Annotated in this window: 18 protein-coding genes; 15 read left to right on the top strand and 3 right to left on the bottom strand. The window is 72.2% G+C overall.

Going from position 1 to position 22,598, the window contains the following annotated elements; all coding sequences use genetic code 11:
• Nucleotides 1-65: 65 nt before the first annotated feature.
• The gene (gene pknB, locus Cus16_RS03515; RefSeq protein WP_069711174.1) at nt 66-2,099 is read right to left on the bottom strand and encodes a Stk1 family PASTA domain-containing Ser/Thr kinase; all 2,034 of its coding nucleotides are present in this window, start codon (nt 2,097-2,099) and stop codon (nt 66-68) included.
• Nucleotides 2,100-2,244: 145 nt separating this feature from the next.
• A complete protein-coding gene (locus tag Cus16_RS03510) occupies nt 2,245-3,507 on the bottom strand; it encodes a LysM peptidoglycan-binding domain-containing protein (protein WP_223246501.1) in 1,263 nt (420 codons plus the stop codon).
• A 171-nt stretch (nt 3,508-3,678) separates the two neighbouring features.
• Between Cus16_RS03510 and Cus16_RS03505 the strand changes: the two genes are divergently transcribed.
• Nucleotides 3,679-4,035 carry an Rv2175c family DNA-binding protein gene (locus Cus16_RS03505; protein ID WP_069711173.1) on the top strand — a complete coding sequence of 119 codons (357 nt, stop codon included), beginning with the start codon at nt 3,679-3,681 and terminating at the stop codon, nt 4,033-4,035.
• Nucleotides 4,036-4,108: 73 nt separating this feature from the next.
• Here Cus16_RS03505 and Cus16_RS03500 read toward each other — a convergent pair whose 3' ends face one another.
• On the bottom strand, nt 4,109-5,227 hold the full coding sequence (locus Cus16_RS03500; RefSeq protein WP_069711172.1) for a polyprenyl synthetase family protein: 1,119 nt from the start codon (nt 5,225-5,227) through the stop codon (nt 4,109-4,111).
• Nucleotides 5,228-5,368: 141 nt separating this feature from the next.
• Between Cus16_RS03500 and Cus16_RS03495 the strand changes: the two genes are divergently transcribed.
• The 14 genes from Cus16_RS03495 to ftsZ all read left to right on the top strand — a co-directional run bounded on the left by Cus16_RS03495 (nt 5,369) and on the right by ftsZ (nt 22,594).
• Nucleotides 5,369-5,770, top strand: coding sequence for a DUF3040 domain-containing protein (locus Cus16_RS03495; protein WP_069711171.1), 402 nt, complete (start codon nt 5,369-5,371; stop codon nt 5,768-5,770).
• A gap of 534 nt (nt 5,771-6,304) precedes the next feature.
• Entirely contained in the window at nt 6,305-6,736 is a 432-nt protein-coding gene (gene mraZ / locus Cus16_RS03490; protein ID WP_069711170.1) for a division/cell wall cluster transcriptional repressor MraZ, read from the top strand.
• A 107-nt stretch (nt 6,737-6,843) separates the two neighbouring features.
• Nucleotides 6,844-7,800 carry a 16S rRNA (cytosine(1402)-N(4))-methyltransferase RsmH gene (gene rsmH / locus Cus16_RS03485; RefSeq protein WP_069711428.1) on the top strand — a complete coding sequence of 319 codons (957 nt, stop codon included), beginning with the start codon at nt 6,844-6,846 and terminating at the stop codon, nt 7,798-7,800.
• A 1-nt stretch (nt 7,801) separates the two neighbouring features.
• Nucleotides 7,802-8,467: a hypothetical protein gene (locus tag Cus16_RS03480; RefSeq protein WP_069711169.1), complete on the top strand. Its 666-nt coding sequence runs from the start codon at nt 7,802-7,804 to the stop codon at nt 8,465-8,467.
• A gap of 49 nt (nt 8,468-8,516) precedes the next feature.
• Entirely contained in the window at nt 8,517-10,286 is a 1,770-nt protein-coding gene (locus Cus16_RS03475; RefSeq protein ID WP_069711168.1) for a peptidoglycan D,D-transpeptidase FtsI family protein, read from the top strand.
• Between the two features lie 14 nt (nt 10,287-10,300).
• The gene (locus tag Cus16_RS03470; RefSeq protein WP_069711167.1) at nt 10,301-11,926 is read left to right on the top strand and encodes a Mur ligase family protein; all 1,626 of its coding nucleotides are present in this window, start codon (nt 10,301-10,303) and stop codon (nt 11,924-11,926) included.
• Nucleotides 11,923-13,419 (top strand): UDP-N-acetylmuramoyl-tripeptide--D-alanyl-D-alanine ligase, encoded by a 1,497-nt coding sequence (locus tag Cus16_RS03465; protein ID WP_069711166.1) that lies wholly within the window; start codon nt 11,923-11,925, stop codon nt 13,417-13,419. The genes Cus16_RS03470 and Cus16_RS03465 overlap by 4 nt, the downstream gene beginning before the upstream one ends.
• The gene (gene mraY, locus Cus16_RS03460; protein WP_069711165.1) at nt 13,416-14,519 is read left to right on the top strand and encodes a phospho-N-acetylmuramoyl-pentapeptide-transferase; all 1,104 of its coding nucleotides are present in this window, start codon (nt 13,416-13,418) and stop codon (nt 14,517-14,519) included. Before Cus16_RS03465 ends, mraY begins: the two co-directional genes overlap by 4 nt.
• Entirely contained in the window at nt 14,476-16,038 is a 1,563-nt protein-coding gene (gene murD, locus Cus16_RS03455; RefSeq protein WP_069711164.1) for a UDP-N-acetylmuramoyl-L-alanine--D-glutamate ligase, read from the top strand. The genes mraY and murD overlap by 44 nt, the downstream gene beginning before the upstream one ends.
• Nucleotides 16,007-17,281, top strand: coding sequence for a putative lipid II flippase FtsW (ftsW, locus tag Cus16_RS03450; RefSeq protein WP_069711163.1), 1,275 nt, complete (start codon nt 16,007-16,009; stop codon nt 17,279-17,281). The genes murD and ftsW overlap by 32 nt, the downstream gene beginning before the upstream one ends.
• Nucleotides 17,278-18,498 carry a UDP-N-acetylglucosamine--N-acetylmuramyl-(pentapeptide) pyrophosphoryl-undecaprenol N-acetylglucosamine transferase gene (locus tag Cus16_RS03445; RefSeq protein WP_083263652.1) on the top strand — a complete coding sequence of 407 codons (1,221 nt, stop codon included), beginning with the start codon at nt 17,278-17,280 and terminating at the stop codon, nt 18,496-18,498. Before ftsW ends, Cus16_RS03445 begins: the two co-directional genes overlap by 4 nt.
• The gene (gene murC / locus Cus16_RS03440; RefSeq protein ID WP_069711162.1) at nt 18,495-19,913 is read left to right on the top strand and encodes a UDP-N-acetylmuramate--L-alanine ligase; all 1,419 of its coding nucleotides are present in this window, start codon (nt 18,495-18,497) and stop codon (nt 19,911-19,913) included. The genes Cus16_RS03445 and murC overlap by 4 nt, the downstream gene beginning before the upstream one ends.
• Entirely contained in the window at nt 19,910-21,244 is a 1,335-nt protein-coding gene (locus Cus16_RS16175) for an FtsQ-type POTRA domain-containing protein (protein ID WP_141718780.1), read from the top strand. The genes murC and Cus16_RS16175 overlap by 4 nt, the downstream gene beginning before the upstream one ends.
• A 183-nt stretch (nt 21,245-21,427) precedes the next feature.
• Nucleotides 21,428-22,594, top strand: coding sequence for a cell division protein FtsZ (gene ftsZ / locus Cus16_RS03430; protein ID WP_069711161.1), 1,167 nt, complete (start codon nt 21,428-21,430; stop codon nt 22,592-22,594).
• Nucleotides 22,595-22,598 lie beyond the last annotated feature (4 nt).

The following is a 22,598-nucleotide window of genomic DNA, read 5'->3' as shown; positions in this document are numbered from 1 at the left end:
ACCGCGCCTCCCGTCCGTCGTCGTGGGCGCCCGTCGATCTGCCGACCGGTGCGTCGTCGAGCAGGCTACTGCCGGTAGGACAGCGTGATCTCGTCGCCGCGGTACACCGTCGACCCCTGCACCGGGTCGGTCGCGTCCACGCGGAGCAGGGCCTTCCAGTCCGTCAGTCGGCACAGCACGTTCGTGCAGTCCGGCACGGTGACCTGCAGCCCGAGGTTCTCGAGGGTCGAGGTGGCGTCGGCGATCGTCTTGCCCGCGACGTCGGGCAGGGTGATCGGCGTCGGACCACGGGAGACCACGAGGTCCACCGTCGAGCCACGGACGGCGGGGGAGCCCTCGACCTGCGAGGAGATGACCTGCCCCTTCGGCACGTCGTCGTCGTAGCGCTCCTGCTGCGCGCCGACCGTCAGGCCCACGCCCTGGAGCGTCGTGGTGGCGTCGGCCACGGTCTTGCCGGTGACGTCCGGTACGGCGCCGAGGGAGACCGTCAGGGTCACCGGGCCGCGCTCGCCGTACTCGTCGACGGTCGTCAGGTCGACCGTGTCGCCGCCGGGGAGCACCCCGGTCGCGGCGATCACGGTGTCCGCCGGGGCGTCGGCCGAGAACTCGTACCGGTCGTCCTGCAGCTGGAAGTCGTCGTCGAGCGCCGCCGTCACGGTGGACAGCGGCTGTCCGACGATGGCCGGCAGCGCGATCATCCGTGGTCCGCCCGACACGACGATCTGCACCGCGGTGCCCTTGCGGACCTCGCGCGCGGCCGCGGGCTTCGTCGTCGAGACCTGCCCCTTCGCCACGACGGCGTCGAACCTCGTGCCGGTCCGTGCCGCGGGCTGGAGCCCCTGCGCCTGGAGCAGCTGGCGTGCCTGCGTGACGGACTTGCCGGCGACCTCGGGGATCCGGACGTTGCCCCAGGGTCCGGGGCCGAGCGCCCACCCGACGACGCCGGCGGCGATCACGAGCACGAGGATCACCGCGAGCGCGATCCAGCCGCGCTTCCGGCGCTTGGCGGACTTGTCGGCCAGCCGCTGTCCGGCGGGGGAGAGCGCGCCCGGCTGCGAGCCCGTCCGACGCGGTCCGGGCGCACCGCGGCGGACCGGTGCGGCCGCGGCACCGCCCGTCGATCCCGCGATCACGCGGGTGGCGTCGGTCGCGTCGCCGCTGTCCGCCCGACCGTCGCTGGCCGCCCGGCCGTCGCCGGCCGGCAGGATCGCGGTGGCGTTCTCCGGGCGGAGGACGGCGGTCCGGTACTGCCCGGTCGCGCGCTGCCGGTCGCCCGACACGTGGTCGAGCATCTCGCGGGCGTCCATCGGCCGGTCGTCCGGGTTGCGGGCGGTGGCCCAGGCGACGAGGTCGTCGAGCTCCGGCGGGACACCGGGCTCCGCGGCGCTCGGCACGGGCACGGTGTCGTTGGCGTGCTGGTACGCGATCTGCATCGGCTGGTCGCCCTTGTAGGGCTGCTCGCCGGTGAGCATCTCGTAGAGCATGATGCCGACGGCGTAGATGTCGCTGCGCGAGTCGGCAGCCCCGCGCGTGACGAGCTCCGGCGACAGGTACGCGATGGTGCCGAGCAGGGCCGCGCCGGTGGCGGTGTTCGCGGTCGTGGCACGCGCGAGACCGAAGTCGCCGAGCTTGATCCGGCCGTCGTCGGCGAGCAGGACGTTCTCGGGCTTCAGGTCGCGGTGCACGATGCCGGCCCGGTGCGCCGAGGCCAGCCCGGCGAGGACGGCGCGCAGGATGTCGGTCGCCTGCTCGGGGGTGAGCGCCCGGTGCTCCTGGAGCAGGTCGCGGAGGGTGATCCCCGGGATGTACTCCATGACGATGTACGCGGTGTCGTCTTCCGCGCCCTGGTCGTAGACCCCGACCAGGTTCGGGTGCGACAGGCGCGCGGCGGACCGTGCCTCCTGGATGAAGCGCTCCCGGAATGCCTGGTCGTCGGCCAGGTGCCCGTGCATGATCTTGATCGCGACGCGGCGTTCGAGTCGGACGTCGGTCGCCAGGTACACCGTGGCCATGCCGCCGCGGGCGATGCGCGAGCGCACGCGGTACCGCTGGTCGATCATGCGACCGATCATCGGGTCCGTGGCGGCGTTCGTGGTCATCGGCGGCATTCTACGAAGGCGGGCTGGTGGGGCCGGTACTGACGCTCCGGTCGTTACCCGATCTCGATCTCGAGGATGACTCGTCCCGTCGGGCGACCAGGGCGCCGTCTGTCGGCACAGCCCCGGACGCGCGAGCGGGCCGACATCAGAGCGAGGCGAGGAGCGCGCGCGCCGTCTGCTCCCACTTGGCGTACTCGTTCGGGTAGGCCGAGACCTGCACGGCCTGCGCGGCGGCGGTCAGGCTCATCGAGGACCAGCCCCGGACGCCGAGCAGCCCGCGGGTCTTGCCCGGGTTGCCGACGTAGAAGCGCTCGGCGGCGGTCGCCGGGTCCTGCAGGGCGGCCTTCGTGCCCCAGCCCTGGCTCGGACGCTGCTGGAAGAGGCCGACCGAGTCGCGGTCGCCGTGCGACAGGTTGCGGAGGCTCGACTCCTGCAGGGCCGCGGCCAGGGCGATCACGATGCCGCGGTCCGGCACACCGAGGGTGCGGCCGACGGCGACGATGGTCGCGGCGTTCCGACGCTGCTCGCCGGTCAGCTCGACGCCGTTGACGCTGCCGACCGCAGTGGTCACGGCGCCGCCGGTCGGGGTCGTGGTGGGCTTCGAGGTGGCCGCGGGGAGCACGAGGGTCTTCCCGGCGTAGATCGTGCTCGTGTAGCTGAGGCCGTTCGCGGCGAGGAGCGCCTTGACGGACACGCCGTGGTTCGCCGCGATGCCGCCGATGGTGTCGCCGGCCGCGATCTTGACGCTCGACGCGCGGGCCGGGGCGGCGGGAGCGCTGCTCGCGACCGGTGCGGGCTTCGCGGCGGACCCGGCGCGGGGGACCTGGAGCGTCTGCCCCGGGTAGATCACCGAGCGCTGGGTCAGCCCGTTCGCCGAGAGGATCGACGAGGTCGACACACCCGCGCGGGCCGCGATGCCGGACACGGTGTCGCCCTGCTTGACGTGGTAGCTGCCCGTGCTGCCGGCCTTCGCGGGCGCGGCGGTCGGCGCCGCGGGCTTCGAGGAGAGGTGCAGCGTCTGCCCGGGGTGGATGATCGTGTTCCAGCCGAGGCCGTTGCGCACGAGGACCTCCTGCGCGGAGAGGCCGAAGCGGGCGGCGATGCCGGACACCGTGTCGCCCTGACGGACGGTGTAGGTCGTGGGGGCCTTCGAGACCGCCACGACCGGCGTGACCACGGTCGTCGAGGGTCGCGCGACCGCGGTGTCGAACACGGCGCGGTGGCCGACGTTCCGGTCCTCGTCGACGTGACGCTTCCCCGCGTCGTCGTCGTCGTGCCGCGGCTCGGCGTGCGCCACCGGGCCGGTCAGGCCCGCGGTCACCGCGATCGTGCCCGCGAGGACGATGGGCATGGTGGCGAACCGGGCGGATCGGGCGCGCCGGGCGGCGTCGTCTGCAGCGTTGTCCACGGGGTTTCTCCTGTCCTGGGTGAGCCGTGCGCGGGTGCGAGCACTCACAGGTGGCTCCACGCTGACATGGCGTGATTCCCAAGTCAACCAGAGAGCCGGATGTTGCGGGTGTGACTCGTGTGACCAATCGTGGGGGACCGCGGACGGCGACCGCTCTGGCAACATGGAGCCGTGAGCGCTGTACCGACCGACGACACGACCCTCTCCGAGCGCTGGCTGACGGTGCCCGACCTGGTGGAGCTGCTCGGGGTGAGCCCGGGCCGCATCCACCGACTCTTCGAGCAGAAGACCCTGCTGGCCGCCCGCGTCGGCGGTGTGCTGCGGGTGCCCGGCGAGTTCCTCGACGGCGACGAGCCGCTGCCCGAGCTCCGCGGCACGCTCATCGTGCTCGGCGACAACGGGTTCTCGGACGACGAGGCCGTCCGCTGGATGCTCTCGGACGAGCCCGCGCTCGGCACCTCGCCGATCGCGGCGCTGCGCGCCGGCCGCAAGGCCGAGGTGCGGCGCGTCGCGCAGTCCCTGCTCTGATCGTCACCCACCCGACGGACGGGAGGCCCGTGGCGACGTCGCCACGGGCCTCCCGTCCGTCGGTCGGTCGCGGCTACGCGACGCGGCGGCTCACGGTGTCGGCCAGCGCCATCAGCTGCTCCCGCGCCGACGGCGTGAGCGGGGTGGCCTCGAGGGCGGCCTTGGCGCGCTGCACGTGCCGGTCGATCGACCGCTCGACGGCGGCGACCGCCCCGGACTCGGTCAGCGTCGCGCGGAGCATCTGGACCTGACCCTCGTCGAGGTCGGGGTCGCCGAGCAGCTCGTCGAGCAGCTGCCGCGGACCGGGCGCCAGCGACTTCCGGGCCGAGGCGATGAGGACGGTGCGCTTGCCCTCGCGCAGGTCGTCCCCGGCCGGCTTGCCGGTCACCTCGGGGTCGCCGAACACGCCGAGCAGGTCGTCGCGCAGCTGGTAGGCGACGCCGAGCGGCAGGCCGAACGACCGCAGGCCCTCGAGCTGCGCCGGGGAGGCGCCGGCGACGAGCGCGCCGATCACGAGCGGCGCCTCGATCGAGTACTTCGCCGACTTGAAGACGATGACGCGCTGGGCCCGGACGAGGTGCTCGGCCTCGTCGATGGACGGCCAGGCGGTCTCCTCGTGCACGTCGAGGTACTGCCCCGCCGTGACGTCGAGCCGCATGGTGTGGAACTCCTGGCGGACGATGCGCGCGCGGGCCGGGTCGAGCAGGGCGAGGCCCTCGTCGAAGACGGCGTCGCTCAGCGAGAGCAGCAGGTCGCCCAGCAGCAGCGCCGAGTTCGTGCCGTACAGCGCGCGGTCGCCGACCCAGCCGGACTCCTCGTGCAGGGACTCGAAGCGGCGGTGGGCGGCGGGACGACCGCGGCGGGTGTCCGAGCGGTCCATGATGTCGTCGTGCACGAGGGCGGCGGCGTGGAAGACCTCGAGCGCCGCGGCGACCGTGACGACCGCCTCGGCGGTGGTCTGGCGCGATCCCTCCGCGAGGGGGTCGAACGAGCCCGACCGACCGGCGACGGACTGCCAGCCCCAGTAGCAGAACAGTGCCCGGAAGCGCTTGCCGCCGGACAGCAGGTCACGGGCGTACCGGTTGAACGGAGCGAGGTCGGGGCTGATGCCGACGAGGCGCTCGCGCTGCTCGTCGAGTGCCCGGTCGAGACGCGCCGATACGAGGTCCACTAATCGCGTACTCTCAGCCACGGTACCTACCCTAGTGGAGCGGTCGAGTCATAGAATCGGTCCACTCAGCGCTTGCCACAACCCGGCGGCAGCGCGGTCCACCAGCCGTCACCCAGGACAGCATCCTCAGGACAGCATCCCCGAGAACAAGAGGGAAACGAGATGCCACTCTCGGAGCAAGAGCAGCGACTCCTCGAAGAGATGGAGCGGAGCCTCTACCAGAACGACTCCGACTTCGTGGCGCGGGTCACGCGCCGCCAGGGTCGCGCCAGCTACACCACGATCACGATCGGGGTGCTCGGCGCACTGGTCGGCATCGCGATCGTCGTCCTCGCGCTGGTGTTCAAGCAGCCGCTGCTCGGTCTGCCGGGCTTCGTCGTGATGCTCGCCGGCGTGCTGTACGCGCTGCGTCCGGGCATGCGGATGCCGAAGGCCGGGGCGAAGGCGCCGCGTGCCGGTGGTGCCGGTCCCCGTCGTCCCGCGCGGCCGTCGTCGTCCGGTGGTTCGTTCATGGACCGCATGAACGAGCGCTGGGACAAGCGCAACGACCCCGGGCAGCAGTAGCAGCCCTCCACACGCCTCCACGAACGGGGCCGGTCCGGTCGGACCGGCCCCGTTCGTCGTGTGCGGGGGCTGCTGATCGCCGATCGTCCCGGTGGGCTGCGGGGGATCGGGCGTGCTCGGTCGGAACGGGCGTACCCGGGTCGATCGGGCGTACCGGGTCGGACGAGCACGCCCGGCACGCCCGGAACCGCCGGGTACTGCGGGTGTGACGGGAAGGGCCGGGCGTGCCGGGGAGGGCCGGGCGCGCGTCGGACGGGAGGCGCGGGGCGGGGTCCCCACGCGCCTCCCGTCCGGCGCGCCCTCCGCCGGATCCGGTGCTGTGAGAGTCCTCCACTCTGCTCCACCTCCTCCACTCGCCTCCACCAGCCCGTCGATCCGCGGATCGGCGGGCTCTTCCGTGCCCGCTGGACCTCGGGGAGCTGCCCCAATCCGGGGGTCGCGGCCAGATCGGGGAGCGGGAACCGCCATGTGGGGAGGGAAGTGGAGTAAAGTGGGGACCACGACGGACCGGTGGAGCGGAGGGGAGGCCCCGACGTGCTGCTCGGTACCCATGCCCCGAAGCTGGACGAGAAGGGTCGCGTGATCCTCCCCGCCAAGTTCCGGGACGAACTGTCCGGCGGGCTCGTCATGACCCGTGGGCAGGAGCGCTGCGTCGTCGTCTTCAGTGCGGACACGTTCGAGCAGCTGCACGAGCGCATCCGCACCGCACCGATGACGTCGAAGCGCACCCGGGACTACATGCGCCTGTTCCTCTCCGGAGCGAGCGCGGAGACGCCCGACAAGCAGAACCGCGTGACGATCCCGCAGAACCTCCGCGAGTACGCGGGGCTCGAGCGGGACCTCACGGTCATCGGCAGCGGTGACCGTGCCGAGATCTGGTCGACCACCGCGTGGGAGGCCTACTACGCCGAGGTCGAAGAGGGCTTCGCCGACAACGACGAGGAGGTGATCCCGGGGATCTTCTGATCCGCGGATCGGGACTCCCAGCCGTGGTGCCCTGACACACCTTCCCCGGTGTCAGGTCGCATGGATGGGGATCCGGATGCGTGGCCCAGGAGGTCGAGGGGCTGCACATGGCCGAAGACCAGCCGACGTTCCCGCACACCCCGGTGATGCTCCAGCGCATCGTCGACCTGTTCGTCCCCGCGCTCGAGGGCCCGGGCAAGGTCGTCGTCGACGCCACCCTCGGGATGGGCGGGCACTCCGCAGCGCTGCTCGAGCGCTTCCCGGAGCTCACCCTGATCGGACTCGACCGCGACACCGACGCGCTCGGCATCGCGGGGGAGCGCCTGGCCCGTTTCGGCGACCGCGTCCGGCTCGTGCACACCGTGTACGACGACATCGTCGAGGCGGTCGAGGGCGAGGGGTTCCGGAAGGTCGACGGCGTCCTGTTCGACCTCGGCGTCAGCTCGCTCCAGCTGGACCGCGCCGAGCGCGGCTTCGCCTACAGCCAGGACGCCCCGCTCGACATGCGGATGGACCGGACCGAGGGCCGCACCGCGGCGGACGTGCTCGCCACCTACGACGAGGGCGAACTCCGCCGCATCTTCCAGCGGTACGGCGAGGAGAAGCTGGCCGGCCGGTACGCCCGCGCGATCGTCGAGCGGCGCGCGGAGCGTCCGTTCACGATGTCGGGCGACCTGGTGCAGGTCCTCCACGACGCCACCCCCCTCGCGGTCCAGCGGCAGGGTCACCCGGCGAAGCGCGTGTTCCAGGCGCTCCGCATCGAGGTGAACGCCGAGCTGGCCGTGCTCGAGCGGGCGATCCCCGCCGCACTCGACGTCATCGGCGTCGGCGGCCGCATCGTGGTCGAGTCGTACCAGTCCCTCGAGGACCGTCTGGTCAAGCGGGCGCTCGTCGAGCGCACGACCTCGAGCGCCCCGGCGGACCTGCCGGTGGAGCTCCCCGAGCACGCCCCGACCTGGTCCCTGGTCGTCAAGGGCGCGGAACTGGCCGACGAGGCCGAACGCGCCGCCAACCCCCGAGCAATCCCCGTGCGCCTGCGCGCGGCCGAGCGGATCCGGAACTGACATGAGCACGAACCTCGCACTCGTCGACCCCGTCGTCGCCCCGTCGCGTGCCCCGCGCCCGCGCCACGACCGCCCCGAGCTGGTCGAGGTCGCACCGACGCGTGCGCAGCGCCGTGCCCGTCCGAAGGTGGCGTACGCCATCGTCGCGGTCGTCGCGCTCGGCATCCTGCTGCTCGCGCAGCTCGGCATCAGCATGGTGCTGAGCCAGGGCGCCTACACGCTCGACTCCCTCGGCGCCGAGCAGACGAAGCTCTCGCGGACGCAGCAGTCGCTGTCCGAGGAGCTCCGCGTGCTCGACTCGCCGCAGAACCTCGCCCGCAACGCGCAGTCGCTCGGGATGATCGCGAACTCCACGCCGGTCTACCTCGACCCGGAGACCGGGCGGGTGTACGGCACGCCGACGCCGGCGGCTCCCGACGAGGCGACCGCGAGCAGCGACAACCAGGTGCCCAACGCCCTGCTCGACCCGGTCCCGCTCGCGACGAAGCAGCAGCCGGCCGAGTCGGCGCCGAGCGCACCCGCCGCACCGTCCGCGGCCGCATCCGCGCCGGCCGCCGCGAGCACCGACGCTGGGAACAGCGCCGGGGCCAGCGCGTCGGACGGGGCCGCGCCGAAGGCCGACGTAGAGTCCGACGCGAACCCGCTCCAGGCCCCCACCACCCGGTGACCTGCGGGCCGGGACACCCTGCCGCACCACCCGGGAAGGACCGCACCGCGTGACCAAGACGATCCGCAACCCACGACTGCGCTACAGCGTGGTGATCATCGCCGTGATCGCCCTCGTGGCCGTGTTCGTGATCCGCCTGGTCGACATCCAGGTGGTGCAGGCCGCCGCGCTGAACGACGCGTCGAAGGCCAAGCGGAGCATCCCGGTGACCATCTACGGGACCCGCGGCGCCATCGTCGACCGCAACGGCGTGGAGCTGGCCGACAGCGTCAACCGGTACAACATCACCACCTCGCCGCGCCTCGTGAAGCCCTTCGACGGCAAGCTCGGCGGCGACCGCGTGAAGCGGGTCTCGGTCGACGATGCCCTGCGTGCCGTCGCGGAGGCGTCCGGCGCGGACGTCGCGACCATGCAGCGGAACATCGCCGCGGACCCCCGGTCGGACTTCGCGTACCTGGTCAAGGGCCTCGACGTGAAGCACTACGAGGCCGTCCGCGCACTGTCCATCCCGTGGACCTACCCCGAGCAGCAGGCGGCGCGCGTCTACCCGAGCGGCGCGACGGCCGGGGCGCTGACGGGCTTCATGGGCACCGACGGCGCGCAGGCCGGCCTGGAGTACTCGTACGACGCGTGCCTCGCGGGCACGAACGGCTCGGAGACGTACGAGCGCGGCGAGGACGGCGTGCAGCTGCCCGGCAGCACCCGCACGACCAAGCAGGCGAAGGACGGCGGCACGCTCGAGACCACCATCGACAGCGACCTGCAGTACATGGCGCAGCAGACGATCGCGTCGGCGGCGAAGTCCCTGCAGGCCGAGTCCGCGACCGCGACCGTGGTGGACGTCAAGACGGGTGAGCTCCTCGCCGTCGCCGACTACCCGACGGTGGACCCGAACGACGTCGACGCGACGACCGACAAGGGCGCCTTCGGCTCCCGCGCCCTGACCGCGACGTACGAGCCCGGGTCGACGATCAAGGCGGCGATCGCAGCGGCACTGATCGACCAGGGGAAGTCGGGTCCGACCGACCGTGCGGTCGTGCCGTACTCGCGCTCGTTCCCGTGGGGCGGCAAGATCCAGGACTCCGAGTTCCACCCCACCGAGAACCTGACCCTGACCGGCATCCTGCAGAACTCGTCGAACGTCGGCATCACCGAGCTCGGCGAACGGCTCACGCAGCAGCAGCGCTTCGACTACATGAAGAAGTTCGGCCTGTTCGAGCCGGAGACGGCGATCGACTACCCGGGGCAGCCGGCCATGCAGTACGGCGCCTCGCCCGACTGGAGCAGCCAGACGAACATCAACTCGATGTTCGGTCAGGGCATCTCGACCACCGCGGTCCAGGTGGCGAGCGTGTTCCAGACGCTGGCGAACGACGGCGTCCGGATCCCGCTGCACATGGTGAAGGGCTGCCAGACCGCCGACGGCAGGACCATCGACGCGCCCGACGTGCAGGGGACGCGCGTCGTCTCCACCGCGGCGGCCGACCAGACCGTCAAGATGCTGCAGAGCGTCGTCACGGGCGGCACGCTCGTCGGCATGAAGCCGATCTCCGGCTACAACATCGCCGCGAAGACCGGTACCGCCGAGGTGGCCGAGGGGTCGAAGGGCTACGGCGGACAGCGCATCACCTCGGTGGCCGGAATGGCACCCGCCGAGGACCCCCAGTATGTTGTCACGGTGACGTTCACGAAGCCGCAGACCAACAAGTGGTCCAGCGGAGCGGCTCCGGCGTTCCGCACGCTGATGTCCCAGGTGCTCGAGAAGTACCGAGTAGCCCCCTCCACGGCCGAGGCGCAGCTGTACCCGTCCACGTGGTGAGGAAGAAGGAACACTTGTCCGCACGGATCCCCCCGGTCCTCCGACCCGAACACCCGACCCCGAGGAGCGTGGCCGAACTCGCGAACGCCTTCGGCATGCGCGTCGTCGGCGCGGTCGACACCGTCGAGACGACGGGCGTCACCCTGAGCGCCGCCGAGGTGCAGCCCGGTGACCTGTTCGTCGGCGTGCACGGCGCGAACCGCCACGGAGCGCAGTTCGCCCCCGAGGCCGCCGAGCGCGGCGCGGTCGCCGTGCTCACCGACGCGGACGGCGTGGCCCTCGCCGAGCCGTCCGGGCTGCCGGTCCTGGTGGTCGAGGACCCGCGGGCTGCGCTCGGCGACGTGTCCGCCTGGGTCTACCGCACCCACCCGGACGAGGCGACCGACCTGCCGCAGCTGTTCGCCACCACCGGCACGAACGGCAAGACCAGCACCTCGTACATCCTCGAGGGGATCCTCAAGCAGCTCGGTCTCGTCACCGGTCTGAGCTCGACCGCGGAGCGCCACATCGGCACGCTCAGCGTCACCAGCCGCCTGACCACGCCCGAGGCGAGCGAGATGCACGCGCTCCTCGCCCGGATGCGCGAGTCCGAGGTGCGCGCGGTCGCCGTCGAGGTGAGCGCCCAGGCCCTCAGCCGACACCGCGTCGACGGGATCGTGTTCGACGTCGCCGGGTTCACGAACCTGTCGCACGACCACCTCGACGACTACGCCGACATGGAGGAGTACTACCAGGCGAAGCTCCCGCTGTTCCAGCCCGAGCACAGCCGTCGCGGCGTCGTCTCGCTGGACACCGACTGGGGCCACCGCGTGGTGCAGGACTCCCGCATCCCGGTCACGACCATCACGGTGCACCCCGACGTCGAGGCCGAGTGGCACGTCGAGATCGTCGAGGCGCACGCGGCCTACACCGAGTTCCGTCTGACCGGCCCCGAGGGCCGCGAGCTCACCACCCGGGTGCCCCTGATCGGCTGGCACATGGCGGCGAACGCCGCGCTGGCGATCGTCATGCTCGTCGAGGGCGGCTTCGAGCTCGGCGCCATCGCGCACGCGCTCGGGTCGAACCACCGTCGCTACGCGGACGAGACCGACGAGCACCCCGTCAGCGCGATCGAGTGCTACCTGCCCGGTCGCACCGAGCGCGTCTCCGGTGACCGCGGCCCGAGCGTCTACGTCGACTTCGGCCACAGCGCCGACGCCTTCGAGAACACCCTGGCCGCCGTCCGGCAGTTCACGACCGGCCGGGTCCTCATGCTCTTCGGCGCCGACGGCGACCGCGACACGACCAAGCGCGGCGACATGGCCCGCGTGGCGGCAGCCGGCAGCGACGTGCTCGTCGTCACCGACCACCACCCCCGCTTCGAGGACGCCGCGTCGATCCGGAAGACCCTGGTCGACGCCGCGCGCGAGGCCTACCCGGACCACGAGACGTACGAGGTGAGCCCGCCGGAGGCCGCGATCCGCAAGGCGGTCAGCCTGCTCGGCGAGGGGGACTCGATCCTCTGGGCCGGTCCCGGGCACCAGGACTACCGCGACATCGCGGGCGTCCGCACGCCGTACTCGGCCCGCGACGAGGCCCGCCAGGCCCTCCGCGAGGCCGGCTGGGAGCCGAACTCCGGTCCGGCGGAGGAGATCCGATGATCGCGCTGACCCTCGCCGAGATCGCCACCGCGATCGGCGGCGAGCTCGTCAGTGGTGCCCGCGGACGGGTCGTCGACGGCAGCGTCGAGACCGACTCGCGCCTGGTCGGCGCCGGCAGCGTGTTCTTCGCCCTGCTCGGTGAGGAGACCGACGGCCACCGCTTCGTGCCGGCCGCGGCCGAGGCCGGTGCCGCCCTCGTCGTCACCGAACGTGCGGTCGAGCTGCCCGAGGGCAGCGACACCGCGCAGGTCGTCGTGCCCGACGGGTACGCCGCCCTCGCCGCGCTCGCGCACGAGGTCGTCGCGCGCGTCCGCGCCTCGAGCGCCGACCGCGTCGACGAGCAGGGCCGCCCGGCCCCCCTGCGCGTGGTGGGCATCACCGGCTCGAACGGCAAGACGAGCACGAAGAACATGCTCCGGACCATCCTCGAGCAGCACGGCGACACCGTCGCGCCGCAGGGGTCCTTCAACAACCACGTCGGCGCCCCGGTCTCGATGCTCCGCATCACCCACGACACGCGGTTCCTCGTGGTCGAGATGGGTGCCAGCGGCATCGGTCACATCGCGAAGCTCGTCTCGATCGCCGAGCCGGACGTCGGCGTCGTCCTCAAGGTCGGACTCGCGCACGCGGGGGAGTTCGGCGGCATCGAGGCCACGCAGCGCGCGAAGTCGGAGATGGTCACCGACCTGCCGGCGACCGCGACCGCGCTGCTCAACGTCGACGACGACCGCGTCGCGTCCATGCGGGCGCTGACCGACGCGACCGTCGTCGGGTTCGGCACGTCCGCGGGTGCCGACTACCGCATCGGCGGCATCGAGACGGACCGCAGCGGCACCCGCTTCACGCTGACCGCGCCTCCCGTCCCGGCCGAGGCCGCCGCGGATCGTCCTGGAGGCTCTTCCCCGGTCCCACAGACCGTCGACGTCCGCCTCGCCATCCTCGGTGAGCACCACGCGATGAACGCCTCCGCCGCGCTCACCGTCGCGCACCTGTGGGGCGTCCCGCTCGCCGCCGGTGCCGAGGCGCTCGCGTCGATGACGCGGGCCGAGCGCTGGCGCATGGAGCTCCTCCAGGGCGGACCCGAGGGCGTCACCGTCGTCAACGACGCCTACAACGCCTCGCCGGACTCGATGGCGGCCGCGCTCCGCACCCTGGCGCAGATCGTGCGCCCGGGCGAGCGCTCCGTCGCCGTGCTCGGCGAGATGGCGGAGCTCGGCGAGTACGCGACCGAGGAGCACGACACCATCGGTCGGCTCGTCGTCCGGCTCGGCATCGGACAGCTCGTGGTCGTCGGACCCGGCGCCGCCGCCATCCACCAGGCCGCCACGCTCGAGGGGTCGTGGGACGGGGAGTCCGTGTACGTCGAGGACGTCGACGACGCCGTCCGTGCCCTGCAGGAGATGGTCCGCCCCGGCGACGTCGTCCTCGTCAAGTCCTCGAAGTCAGCCGAACTGCGATTCCTCGGCGACCGCCTCGGAGGTGTCACCGAATGATCGCGCTCCTCGTCGCCGGCGCCGTGTCGCTGGTGTTCACACTGCTGCTCACGCCGCTGTTCATCAAGCTGTTCCACCGTCTCGGGTGGGGTCAGTTCATCCGTGACGACGGCCCGCAGTCGCACCACACGAAGCGCGGCACGGCCACGATGGGCGGCATCGTCCTCATCATCGGCGCGGTGCTGGGCTACTTCGTCGGACACCTGGTCGGGCGTGACTCGGTCACCCTGTCCGGCCTGCTCGTGCTCTTCCTCATGGTCGGGCTCGGGTTCGTCGGCTTCATCGACGACTTCCTGAAGGTGCGACGCCAGCGGAGCCTCGGGCTCGGCGGGTGGGCCAAGGTGCTCGGCCAGGTCATCGTCGGCGTCATCTTCGCCACGATCGCGCTCGTCGTGCCGACCGGGAACGGCAAGCCGCCGGCGTCCACGATGATCTCCGCGATCCGCGACGTCCCGTGGCTCGACTTCATGGTGCTCGGGACCGTCATCGGCACGGTCCTGTACCTGGCGTGGATCGTGCTGCTCACGGTGTCGACGTCGAACGGCGTGAACGTGGCGGACGGCCTCGACGGTCTCGCGACCGGGTCGAGCATCCTCGCGATCGGCTCGTACGTGATCATCGGGTTCTGGCAGTCCAACCAGATCTGCGGCGGCGCGCGGCTCGACGAGAGCACCGCGCACGCCTGCTACAGCACGACCGACCCGCTCGACCTGGCCGTCGTCGCGGCCGCGGTCTGCGGTGGCCTCATCGGCTTCCTCTGGTACAACACCTCACCCGCGCAGATCTTCCTCGGCGACACGGGGTCGCTCGGCCTCGGCGGCGCCCTGGCCGGCCTCGCGATCCTGAGCCGCACCGAACTGCTGCTGATCCTCATCGGCGGACTGTTCTTCATCGTCACCGGTTCGGTCATCCTGCAGCGGGCCTACTTCAAGATCACCCACGGCAAGCGCATCTTCCGGATGAGCCCGCTGCACCACCACTTCGAGCTGAAGGGGTGGGCCGAGGTGACCGTCGTCGTCCGGTTCTGGATCATCGCGGGACTCTGCGTCGCCGCCGGTGTCGGACTCTTCTACCTGGAGTGGATCGCCCGTGTCGGCTGACGCCCGCCTCGACGGCCTCGACAGCTGGTACGCCGAGGGCTGGAAGGGGCTCCGGGTCGCCGTGCTCGGGCTGGGCTCCACCGGCTTCTCGGTGGCGGACACCCTGGTCGAGCTCGGCAGCGAGGTCACCGTCCACGCCCCGGACGGACCCGACGACACCGTCGAGCTGCTCGACGTCATCGGTGCCCGGTTCGAGCGCACGTCGCTCGACACCGTGCCCGGGTCGCTCGTCGCGCAGGCGCCGGACCTCGTGGTCGTCTCGCCCGGCCTGCCGCCGCACAACGCGAGCGTGCAGTGGGCCACGGCGAACAGCGTGGTCTGGGGCGACATCGAGCTCGCATGGCGCGTCCGCGACAAGGTCGTGCGCGGCCCGATCGCGGCGCCCTGGGTGACGATCACCGGCACGAACGGCAAGACCACGACCACGCAGCTGACCACCGCGATGTTCGCGGCGTCCGGTCTCCGTGCGGTCGCGTGCGGGAACATCGGCGTGCCGGTGCTCGACGTCGTCCGCGACCCGGAGGGCTTCGACGTCCTGGTCGTCGAGCTCTCCAGCCACCAGCTGCACTATATGCCCACCACGGGCGACGGCGCCGTCGTGCCGCTCGCGAGCGCCTGCCTGAACATCGCCGACGACCACCTCGAGTGGCACGGCTCCGCCGAGGACTACCGGGCCGCGAAGGCGAAGGTCTACGAGCGCTCCGTCATGGCGTGCGTCTACAACACCGCCGACGACGCCACCCGCCGCATGGTCGAGCAGGCCGACGTCGTCGAGGGTTGCCGGGCCGTCGGCTTCACCCCCGGGGTCCCCGCGCCGGGCGACGTGGGCATCGTCGACGACGTGCTCTGCGACCGCGCCTTCACCGAGGACCGCCGCAACAGCGCGCTCGAGCTCGCCACCCTGGCCGACCTCGAGCAGGCCGGCCTCGCGAGCCCGCACATGACCATGAACGTCCTGGCCGCCGCCGCCCTCGCGCGTGCCGCGTCCGTCGCACCGGCGCACATCCGCAGCGCCGTGCAGGGGTTCCGCGCCGACCACCACCGCACCGAGCACGTCGCGACGGCGGACGGCATCACCTGGGTCGACGACTCGAAGGCCACGAACCCGCACGCGGCGACCGCGTCGCTGGCGTCCTTCGAGACCGTCGTCTGGATCGTCGGTGGCCAGTTCAAGGGCGTCGACATCGACGGGCTCGTCGAGCGCTTCGGTCCGGACGCCCGGGCCGTCGTCGTGATCGGGACCGACCGCGCGCCCGTGCTCGAGGCATTCGCGCGACACGCGCCCGGGGTGCCGGTCCTGCAGGTCGAGGCGACGGACACTGAACACGTCATGCCCGAGGCGGTCCGGCATGCCGCTTCGGTCGCGCGACCTGGCGACACGGTCCTCCTCGCCCCGGCTGCTGCGTCGTTCGACCAGTTCGGTTCCTACGCCGACCGGGGGCGTCGATTCGCGGCGGCGGTCCACGAGCACCTGGGAGGCACAGCCGATGGCGACCACGGATCTCCCGAGCGGCCGTAGCGGCACCCGCACGGTGGCCGGTTCCCCCCGTGCCGACGGACCACGACGGACGCACGGTGCCGTCGTCGCGGTCAAGAACGTCTTTGTCGCCGAGTCGAGCACGTTCTACACGATCCTCGGCGTGACGCTGTTCCTCGTCGTCTTCGGCGTCGTGATGGTGCTGTCCTCGTCGAGCGTCGAGCAGTACGCGGCGACGCACGACTTCTTCGGGGCGGCGTCGCGACAGGGGCTGTACGCCGTGCTCGGCGTCCCGCTCATGCTCGTCGCCAGTCGCGTGCCCGCGCGGCTGTGGCGGAAGTGGGCGATGCGGATCCTCGGCGCCGCGCTCTTCCTGCAGCTGCTCGTCTACACACCGCTCGGCATCGAGGTGCAGGGCAACCGGAACTGGGTCGGCTTCGGGTCGTTCACCGCGCAGCCGTCCGAGGCGATCAAGCTCGCGCTCGCGCTCGGCATCGGCGCGATCATGTACGCCAAGCGCGACAAGCTCCGGGACTGGAAGGAGATCTTCGTCCCGGTCGGCATCGCCACGGTGCTGCCGCTCGGCATGGTGCTCCTCGGCGGCGACCAGGGCACCGCGATGATCATGCTCATCCTGGTGCTCGGCGCGCTCTACATCGGCGGCGCCCGCGCCCGCCACCTGCTCGCGATCGTCGTCGCGGTCGGGGTGGTCCTGCCCTTCGTGACGATGGCCTCGTCCTCCCGGCAGGTCCGCATCAGCGCGTGGCTGTCCGGGTGCACCGACTCCAACCAGTACCAGGACCTCTGCTGGCAGCCCGTCCACGGCATGTGGGCGCTGGCGTCCGGCGGGGTGTTCGGCGTCGGGCTCGGCAACTCCAAGGCCAAGTGGTCGTGGCTGCCCGAGGCCGACAACGACTACATCTTCGCCATCATCGGCGAGGAGCTCGGGCTCATCGGGGCCGTCGTCGTCCTCGCGCTCTTCGTGGTCCTGGCGGTCAGCATGATCAAGGTGATCCGCCAGTCGAACGACCCGTTCGTCCGCACCGTGACCGGCGCGATCCTCGCTTGGATCATCGGGCAGGCGCTCGTGAACATCGCGGTGGTGCTCGGGCTCCTGCCCGTCCTCGGCGTCCCGCTCCCGCTCATCTCCGCCGGAGGTTCGGCGCTCATCATGACCCTCGTGGCCATCGGTGTCGTACTGTCGTTCGCCCGCGACCTGCCCGGACGGAACGCGGTCGGCGGCCCGCGGCACGACCTCGCACCCCAGAACGGAAGGTTCCGGTGAGCACGTACCTCTTCGCCGGCGGCGGCACCGCCGGACACGTCAACCCGCTGCTCGCCGTCGCCGACCGGTTGACCGAGCGCGACCCGGAGGCCCGGGTGCTCGTGCTCGGCACGGCCGAGGGGCTCGAGTCGCGACTCGTGCCCATGCGCGGCTACGAGCTGCTGACCATCCCGCGCCTGCCGTTCCCGCGTCGGCTCGACGTCCGCGCGCTGCGCTTCCCCGGACGGTTCGCGGCGGCGGTCCGGCGCACCGAGCGGTTCATCCGCGAGCACGACGTCGAGGTGGTCCTCGGGGTCGGCGGCTACGCGGCCGCTCCGGCGTACATCGCGGCGAAGCGCACGGGCACCCCGATCGTCGTGCACGAGCAGAACGCCAAGCCCGGGCTGGCGAACCGGCTCGCCGCGTTCCTCACCCGGCACGTCGGGCTGACGTTCTCGAACACCCGCCTGCGCCACGGCCGCGTGGTCGGCATGCCCCTGCGCCGGGAGATCGAGACGCTCGACCGCCGTGCCGCGCGCGCCGAGGGGCTGGCCGAGTTCGGCCTCGACCCGGACCGTCCCGTCCTGCTCGTCACCGGCGGCTCGTCCGGTGCGCGGAGCATCAACGCGACCGTGAACCGGTCCGCGACGGCGATCGTCGACGCCGGGTGGCAGGTGCTGCACGTCGTCGGCGGCAAGTCGGACATCGGCCCGAGCGACCTCGACGGGTACCACGTGCTGCCGTACTGCGACCGGATGGACCTGGCGTACGCCGCGTCGGACTTCGTGGTCTCGCGCTCCGGTGCCGGCATGGTCTGCGAGCTGACCGCCGTCGGTCTGCCGAGCGTGCTCGTGCCCTACCCGGTCGGCAACGGTGAACAGCGGCACAACGCGGCGGACGTCGTCGGCGCCGGGGGAGCGGTGCTGGTGGACGACGCCGCGTTCACCGAGGACTGGGTCTCGTTCGAGCTGCTCGGCATCCTGCGCGACCGGGCCCGCATCGCGGACATGGCGGTGCGTGCGGGGAGCGTGGGACACCGCGACGGGGCCGACCGGATGACGGCGCTCGTCCAGGGCGCGGCGGCGGGGGCCACCCCGCGTGCCCGACGCAGCAGCGGCGAGACGCGCACCGCCACGGACGCGACGAGCCCGAGCCCGAGCCCGAGCACGAGCCCGAGCCCGAGCCCGAGCACGAGCCCGAGCCCGAGCGCAGGCACCAGCACCACGGAGGAACGATGACCATCAAGCCGGATCTGACCCAGCCGATCCCCGACGACCTCGGCACGGTCCACTTCGTCGGCATCGGCGGCTCCGGCATGAGCGGCATCGCCCGGATGTTCCTCGCCGCCGGGCACCGCGTCACCGGCAGCGACTCCCGCGAGACCGCGACGACCGGCACGATGCGCGACCTCGGCGCCGAGGTGCACGTCGGGCACGACGCGGCGAACCTCGGCGACGCGGACACCGTGGTCGTCACCAGCGCCCTCTGGCCGGACAACCCCGAGCTCCTCGAGGCGCAGCGCCGCGGCCTGCCGGTCCTGCACCGGTCCCAGGCCCTCGCCGCCCTCATCGCCGACCACCGCCTCGTCGCGGTCGCCGGCGCGCACGGCAAGACCACGTCCACCGGCATGATCGTCACCGCCATGGTCGAGCTCGGACTCGACCCGAGCTTCGTCAACGGCGGCGTCATCCAGTCGCTCGGCACGAGCTCGGCCCCGGGCTCGAGCGACCTGTTCGTCGTCGAGGCCGACGAGTCCGACGGCTCCTTCCTGCTCTACGACGTCGCGGTGGCCCTCGTCACGAACGTCGACGCGGACCACCTCGACCACTACGGCAGCGAGGACGCCTTCATCGACGCGTTCGTCGAGTTCGCCGGCCGGGCACGCGAGCGCATCGTCGTCTCGAGCGACGACGCCGGCGCGAAGCGCGTGACGGCGGGCGTCCGGGCGCGCGAGGGCGCACCCGAGATCGTCACGTTCGGCGAGGCCGCCGACGCCGACGTCCGCATCGAGCGGATCGTCGAGGCGGCCAGCGTCGAGGTCGACCTGCGCGCCGGGGGCGAGTCGCACCACATGACCCTGCGCGTGCCCGGACGGCACAACGCCGTGAACGCCGTCGGCGCCTTCGCGGTGCTCACCGGTCTCGGGGTCGCCCCGGCCGACGCGATCCGCGGCATCGAAGCGTTCGGCGGCACCGAGCGGCGCTTCGAGCTGCACGGCATCGAGCGCGGTGTCTCCGTGTACGACGACTACGCGCACCACCCGACCGAGGTCGCGGCCGCACTCCGCGCCGCCCGGAACGTCGTCGGTGACGGCCGCATCATCGCGATCCACCAGCCGCACCTGTACTCGCGCACCCGCCTGATGGCAGGGGACTTCGCGAAGGTCTACGAGGAGCTCGCCGACCACACCGTGGTCCTCGACGTCTACGGCGCCCGGGAGGACCCGGAGCCCGGCGTGACCGGTGCCCTCGTGCAGGAGCGGTTCGTGGACCAGTCCCGCGTCGACTTCCTGCCCGACTGGGACGAGGCGTCCGCACGCGCGGCCGACGTCGCGCGCGAGGGCGACATCGTCATGACGCTCAGCTGCGGGGACGTCTACCGCATCATCCCGCAGGTCCTCGGTGCCCTGCACGGCGGGACGCGCACGCAGTGAAGCGTCCCGAGGGCTTCGACGGGCGTCCGGAGGAACCGGCCGCCCCCGTTGAGCGCGCGTCGACGCCACGGCAGCGTCGTGGCCCGCTGGTCCCGCGGCGCCCGTCGCGTCCGCCCGCGACCGACGGCCGGGAGGCCCACCGGGACCCCGGTACGTCGGCCCCCGTCGATGAGCGGGTCGACGAGCGGGTCGACCCCACCGCCTCGGCTGCGTCCGGCGCACCCGGTCACCGGGACCGTGCCGGCGCGATCGCCAGCGCTGCCGGCCGTCGGCTCGGCGCCGGCTTCTCCTCGGTCGCCGAACGGCTGCGGGAGTACCAGGCCGACGACGACCACGACACCGCTCGCCCCGGGACGCACCCGGCTGCCGAGCACGGCGCCGACGACGGCACCCACGACGGCACCGACGACGGCGGGGCCGGACGCCTCGCCACCGTCACCGACGTCATCGACGCGGCCGTGCCGTCGGCCGCCGACCACGCTGCCGACGACTCCGGCGCTGCGGCCACGGGCGCGCACGCGACCCCGATCGGTGCGGGCGTCCGTGCCGCCGAGACCGCCCGCGACGCCCGCGTGGCGAAGCGCCGCCGTCGGCTGCTCGAGCGCGCCGAGGTCCGACGGTTCACCCGCAGGGCCCGGCACCGTCGCGCCGCGTGGATCACGGTCGCGGCGGTCGTCGTCGTCTTCGGTGCCTCGATCCTCGTCGCCGTCACCTCGCCGCTCATGGCCCTGCGGACGATCGAGGTGCGGGGTACCGACCGTGTCGACGCGACCGCCCTCCGGCAGGCGCTCTCCGACCAGGTCGGCACGCCGCTCGCCCGGCTCGACTTCGACGAGGTCAAGCGGGACATCGCCGGCTTCCCCCTCATCGAGAGCTACGTGACCGAGGAGGTCCCGCCGCACACCCTGGTGGTGACCGTCACCGAGCGCACGCCGGTCGTCGCCGTGCCGTCGGGGAAGTCCTTCGACCTCGTCGACCCGGCCGGCATCGTCGTGCAGTCGTCGCCGAAGCGCCCGGAGGGCGTGCCGGTCGCCGACGTCGCCCACGCCGAGCTCGGGTCCCCGGTCTTCCGCACGATGACCGAGGTCGTCCTGTCGCTGCCGTCGACCGTCCGCAACCAGGTGACGGACGTCCGCGCGAGCACGGCGGACGACGTCACGCTGACCCTCGGCGACGGGTCGACCGTCGTGTGGGGGAGCCCCGACTCGTCCGACGCGAAGGCGGCGCTGCTCGCGGCACTCGTCAAGGACCACACCGCGCGGAACCCCGACACCAAGGTCGAGTTCGACGTGTCGGCGCCGGACAACGGCATCGTCCGCGCGAAGGACTGACGCACCGCCGCTGCGGGGCGGACGTCGCCCGAGGAGGAATCGACGACCGCGATCGGCGACACGCGGCGTGGCGGGGCGACAGCCTGCGGAGCACACCCGTAGCGTCGGGGGAGCACCACATCTACCAGCATTGCCCCTGAACTTCAAGTAGAGGTTGAGGGTTCGACCGGAGGCCCGACTGACGTGACCACGAACCACAACTACCTCGCCGTCATCAAGGTCGTCGGTGTCGGCGGCGGCGGCGTGAACGCCGTGAACCGCATGATCGAGCTCGGCCTCCGCGGCGTCGAGTTCATCGCGATCAACACCGACGCACAGGCACTGCTGCTCAGCGACGCCGACGTCAAGCTCGACGTCGGCCGCGAGATCACCCGCGGCCTCGGCGCCGGCGCGGACCCCGAGGTCGGCCGTCGTGCCGCCGAGGACCACGCCGAGGAGATCGAGGAGGCCCTCGCGGGTGCCGACATGGTCTTCGTCACGGCCGGCGAGGGCGGCGGCACCGGGACGGGTGGTGCGCCAGTGGTCGCGCGCATCGCGAAGTCGATCGGCGCGCTCACCATCGGTGTCGTCACGAAGCCGTTCAGCTTCGAGGGCAAGCGTCGTCAGTCGCAGGCCGAGAACGGCGTCGCGTCGCTCAAGGACGAGGTCGACACGCTCATCGTCGTGCCGAACGACCGTCTGCTCGAGATCAGCGACCGCGGCATCTCCATGGTCGAGGCGTTCGCGACCGCCGACCAGGTCCTGCTCGCCGGTGTCCAGGGCATCACCGACCTCATCACCACGCCCGGTCTCATCAACCTCGACTTCGCCGACGTCAAGTCGGTCATGCAGGGTGCCGGTTCGGCGCTCATGGGCATCGGCTCCTCGCGGGGCGCCGACCGTGCCATCAAGGCCGCCGAGCTCGCCGTGGCGTCCCCGCTGCTCGAGGCCTCGATCGACGGTGCGCACGGCGTGCTCCTGTCGATCCAGGGCGGCTCGAACCTCGGCATCTTCGAGATCAACGACGCCGCGCGCCTGGTGCAGGAGGCCGTCCACCCCGAGGCCAACATCATCTTCGGTGCCGTGATCGACGACACCCTCGGCGACGAGGTCCGCGTGACCGTCATCGCCGCGGGCTTCGACGGCGGCGAGCCGAGCTCGCAGCAGCAGAAGCAGCACCGCTCGAGCTGGGTCGACCCCGAGGGCGGCGCGGGTGCGTCGTCCGGCGCGGCCGGCACCGGTGCGATCGAGGACACCGCGACGAGCGCGCCGTCCTGGTCGTCGCAGGAGCACGAGGCGCCCGTGCGTCGTGCCGCCGACCCGGCGTTCGACGACGACGACGAGCTCGACGTCCCCGACTTCCTGAAGTAAGCCT

The organism is Curtobacterium sp. ER1/6 (genome assembly GCF_001742745.1).
In the GTDB taxonomy this organism is placed as follows: Bacteria; Actinomycetota; Actinomycetes; order Actinomycetales; family Microbacteriaceae; genus Curtobacterium; species Curtobacterium citri.
The sequence above is the reverse complement of the archived record's forward strand: the minus strand, read 5'-3'. Positions and strand labels throughout refer to the sequence as shown.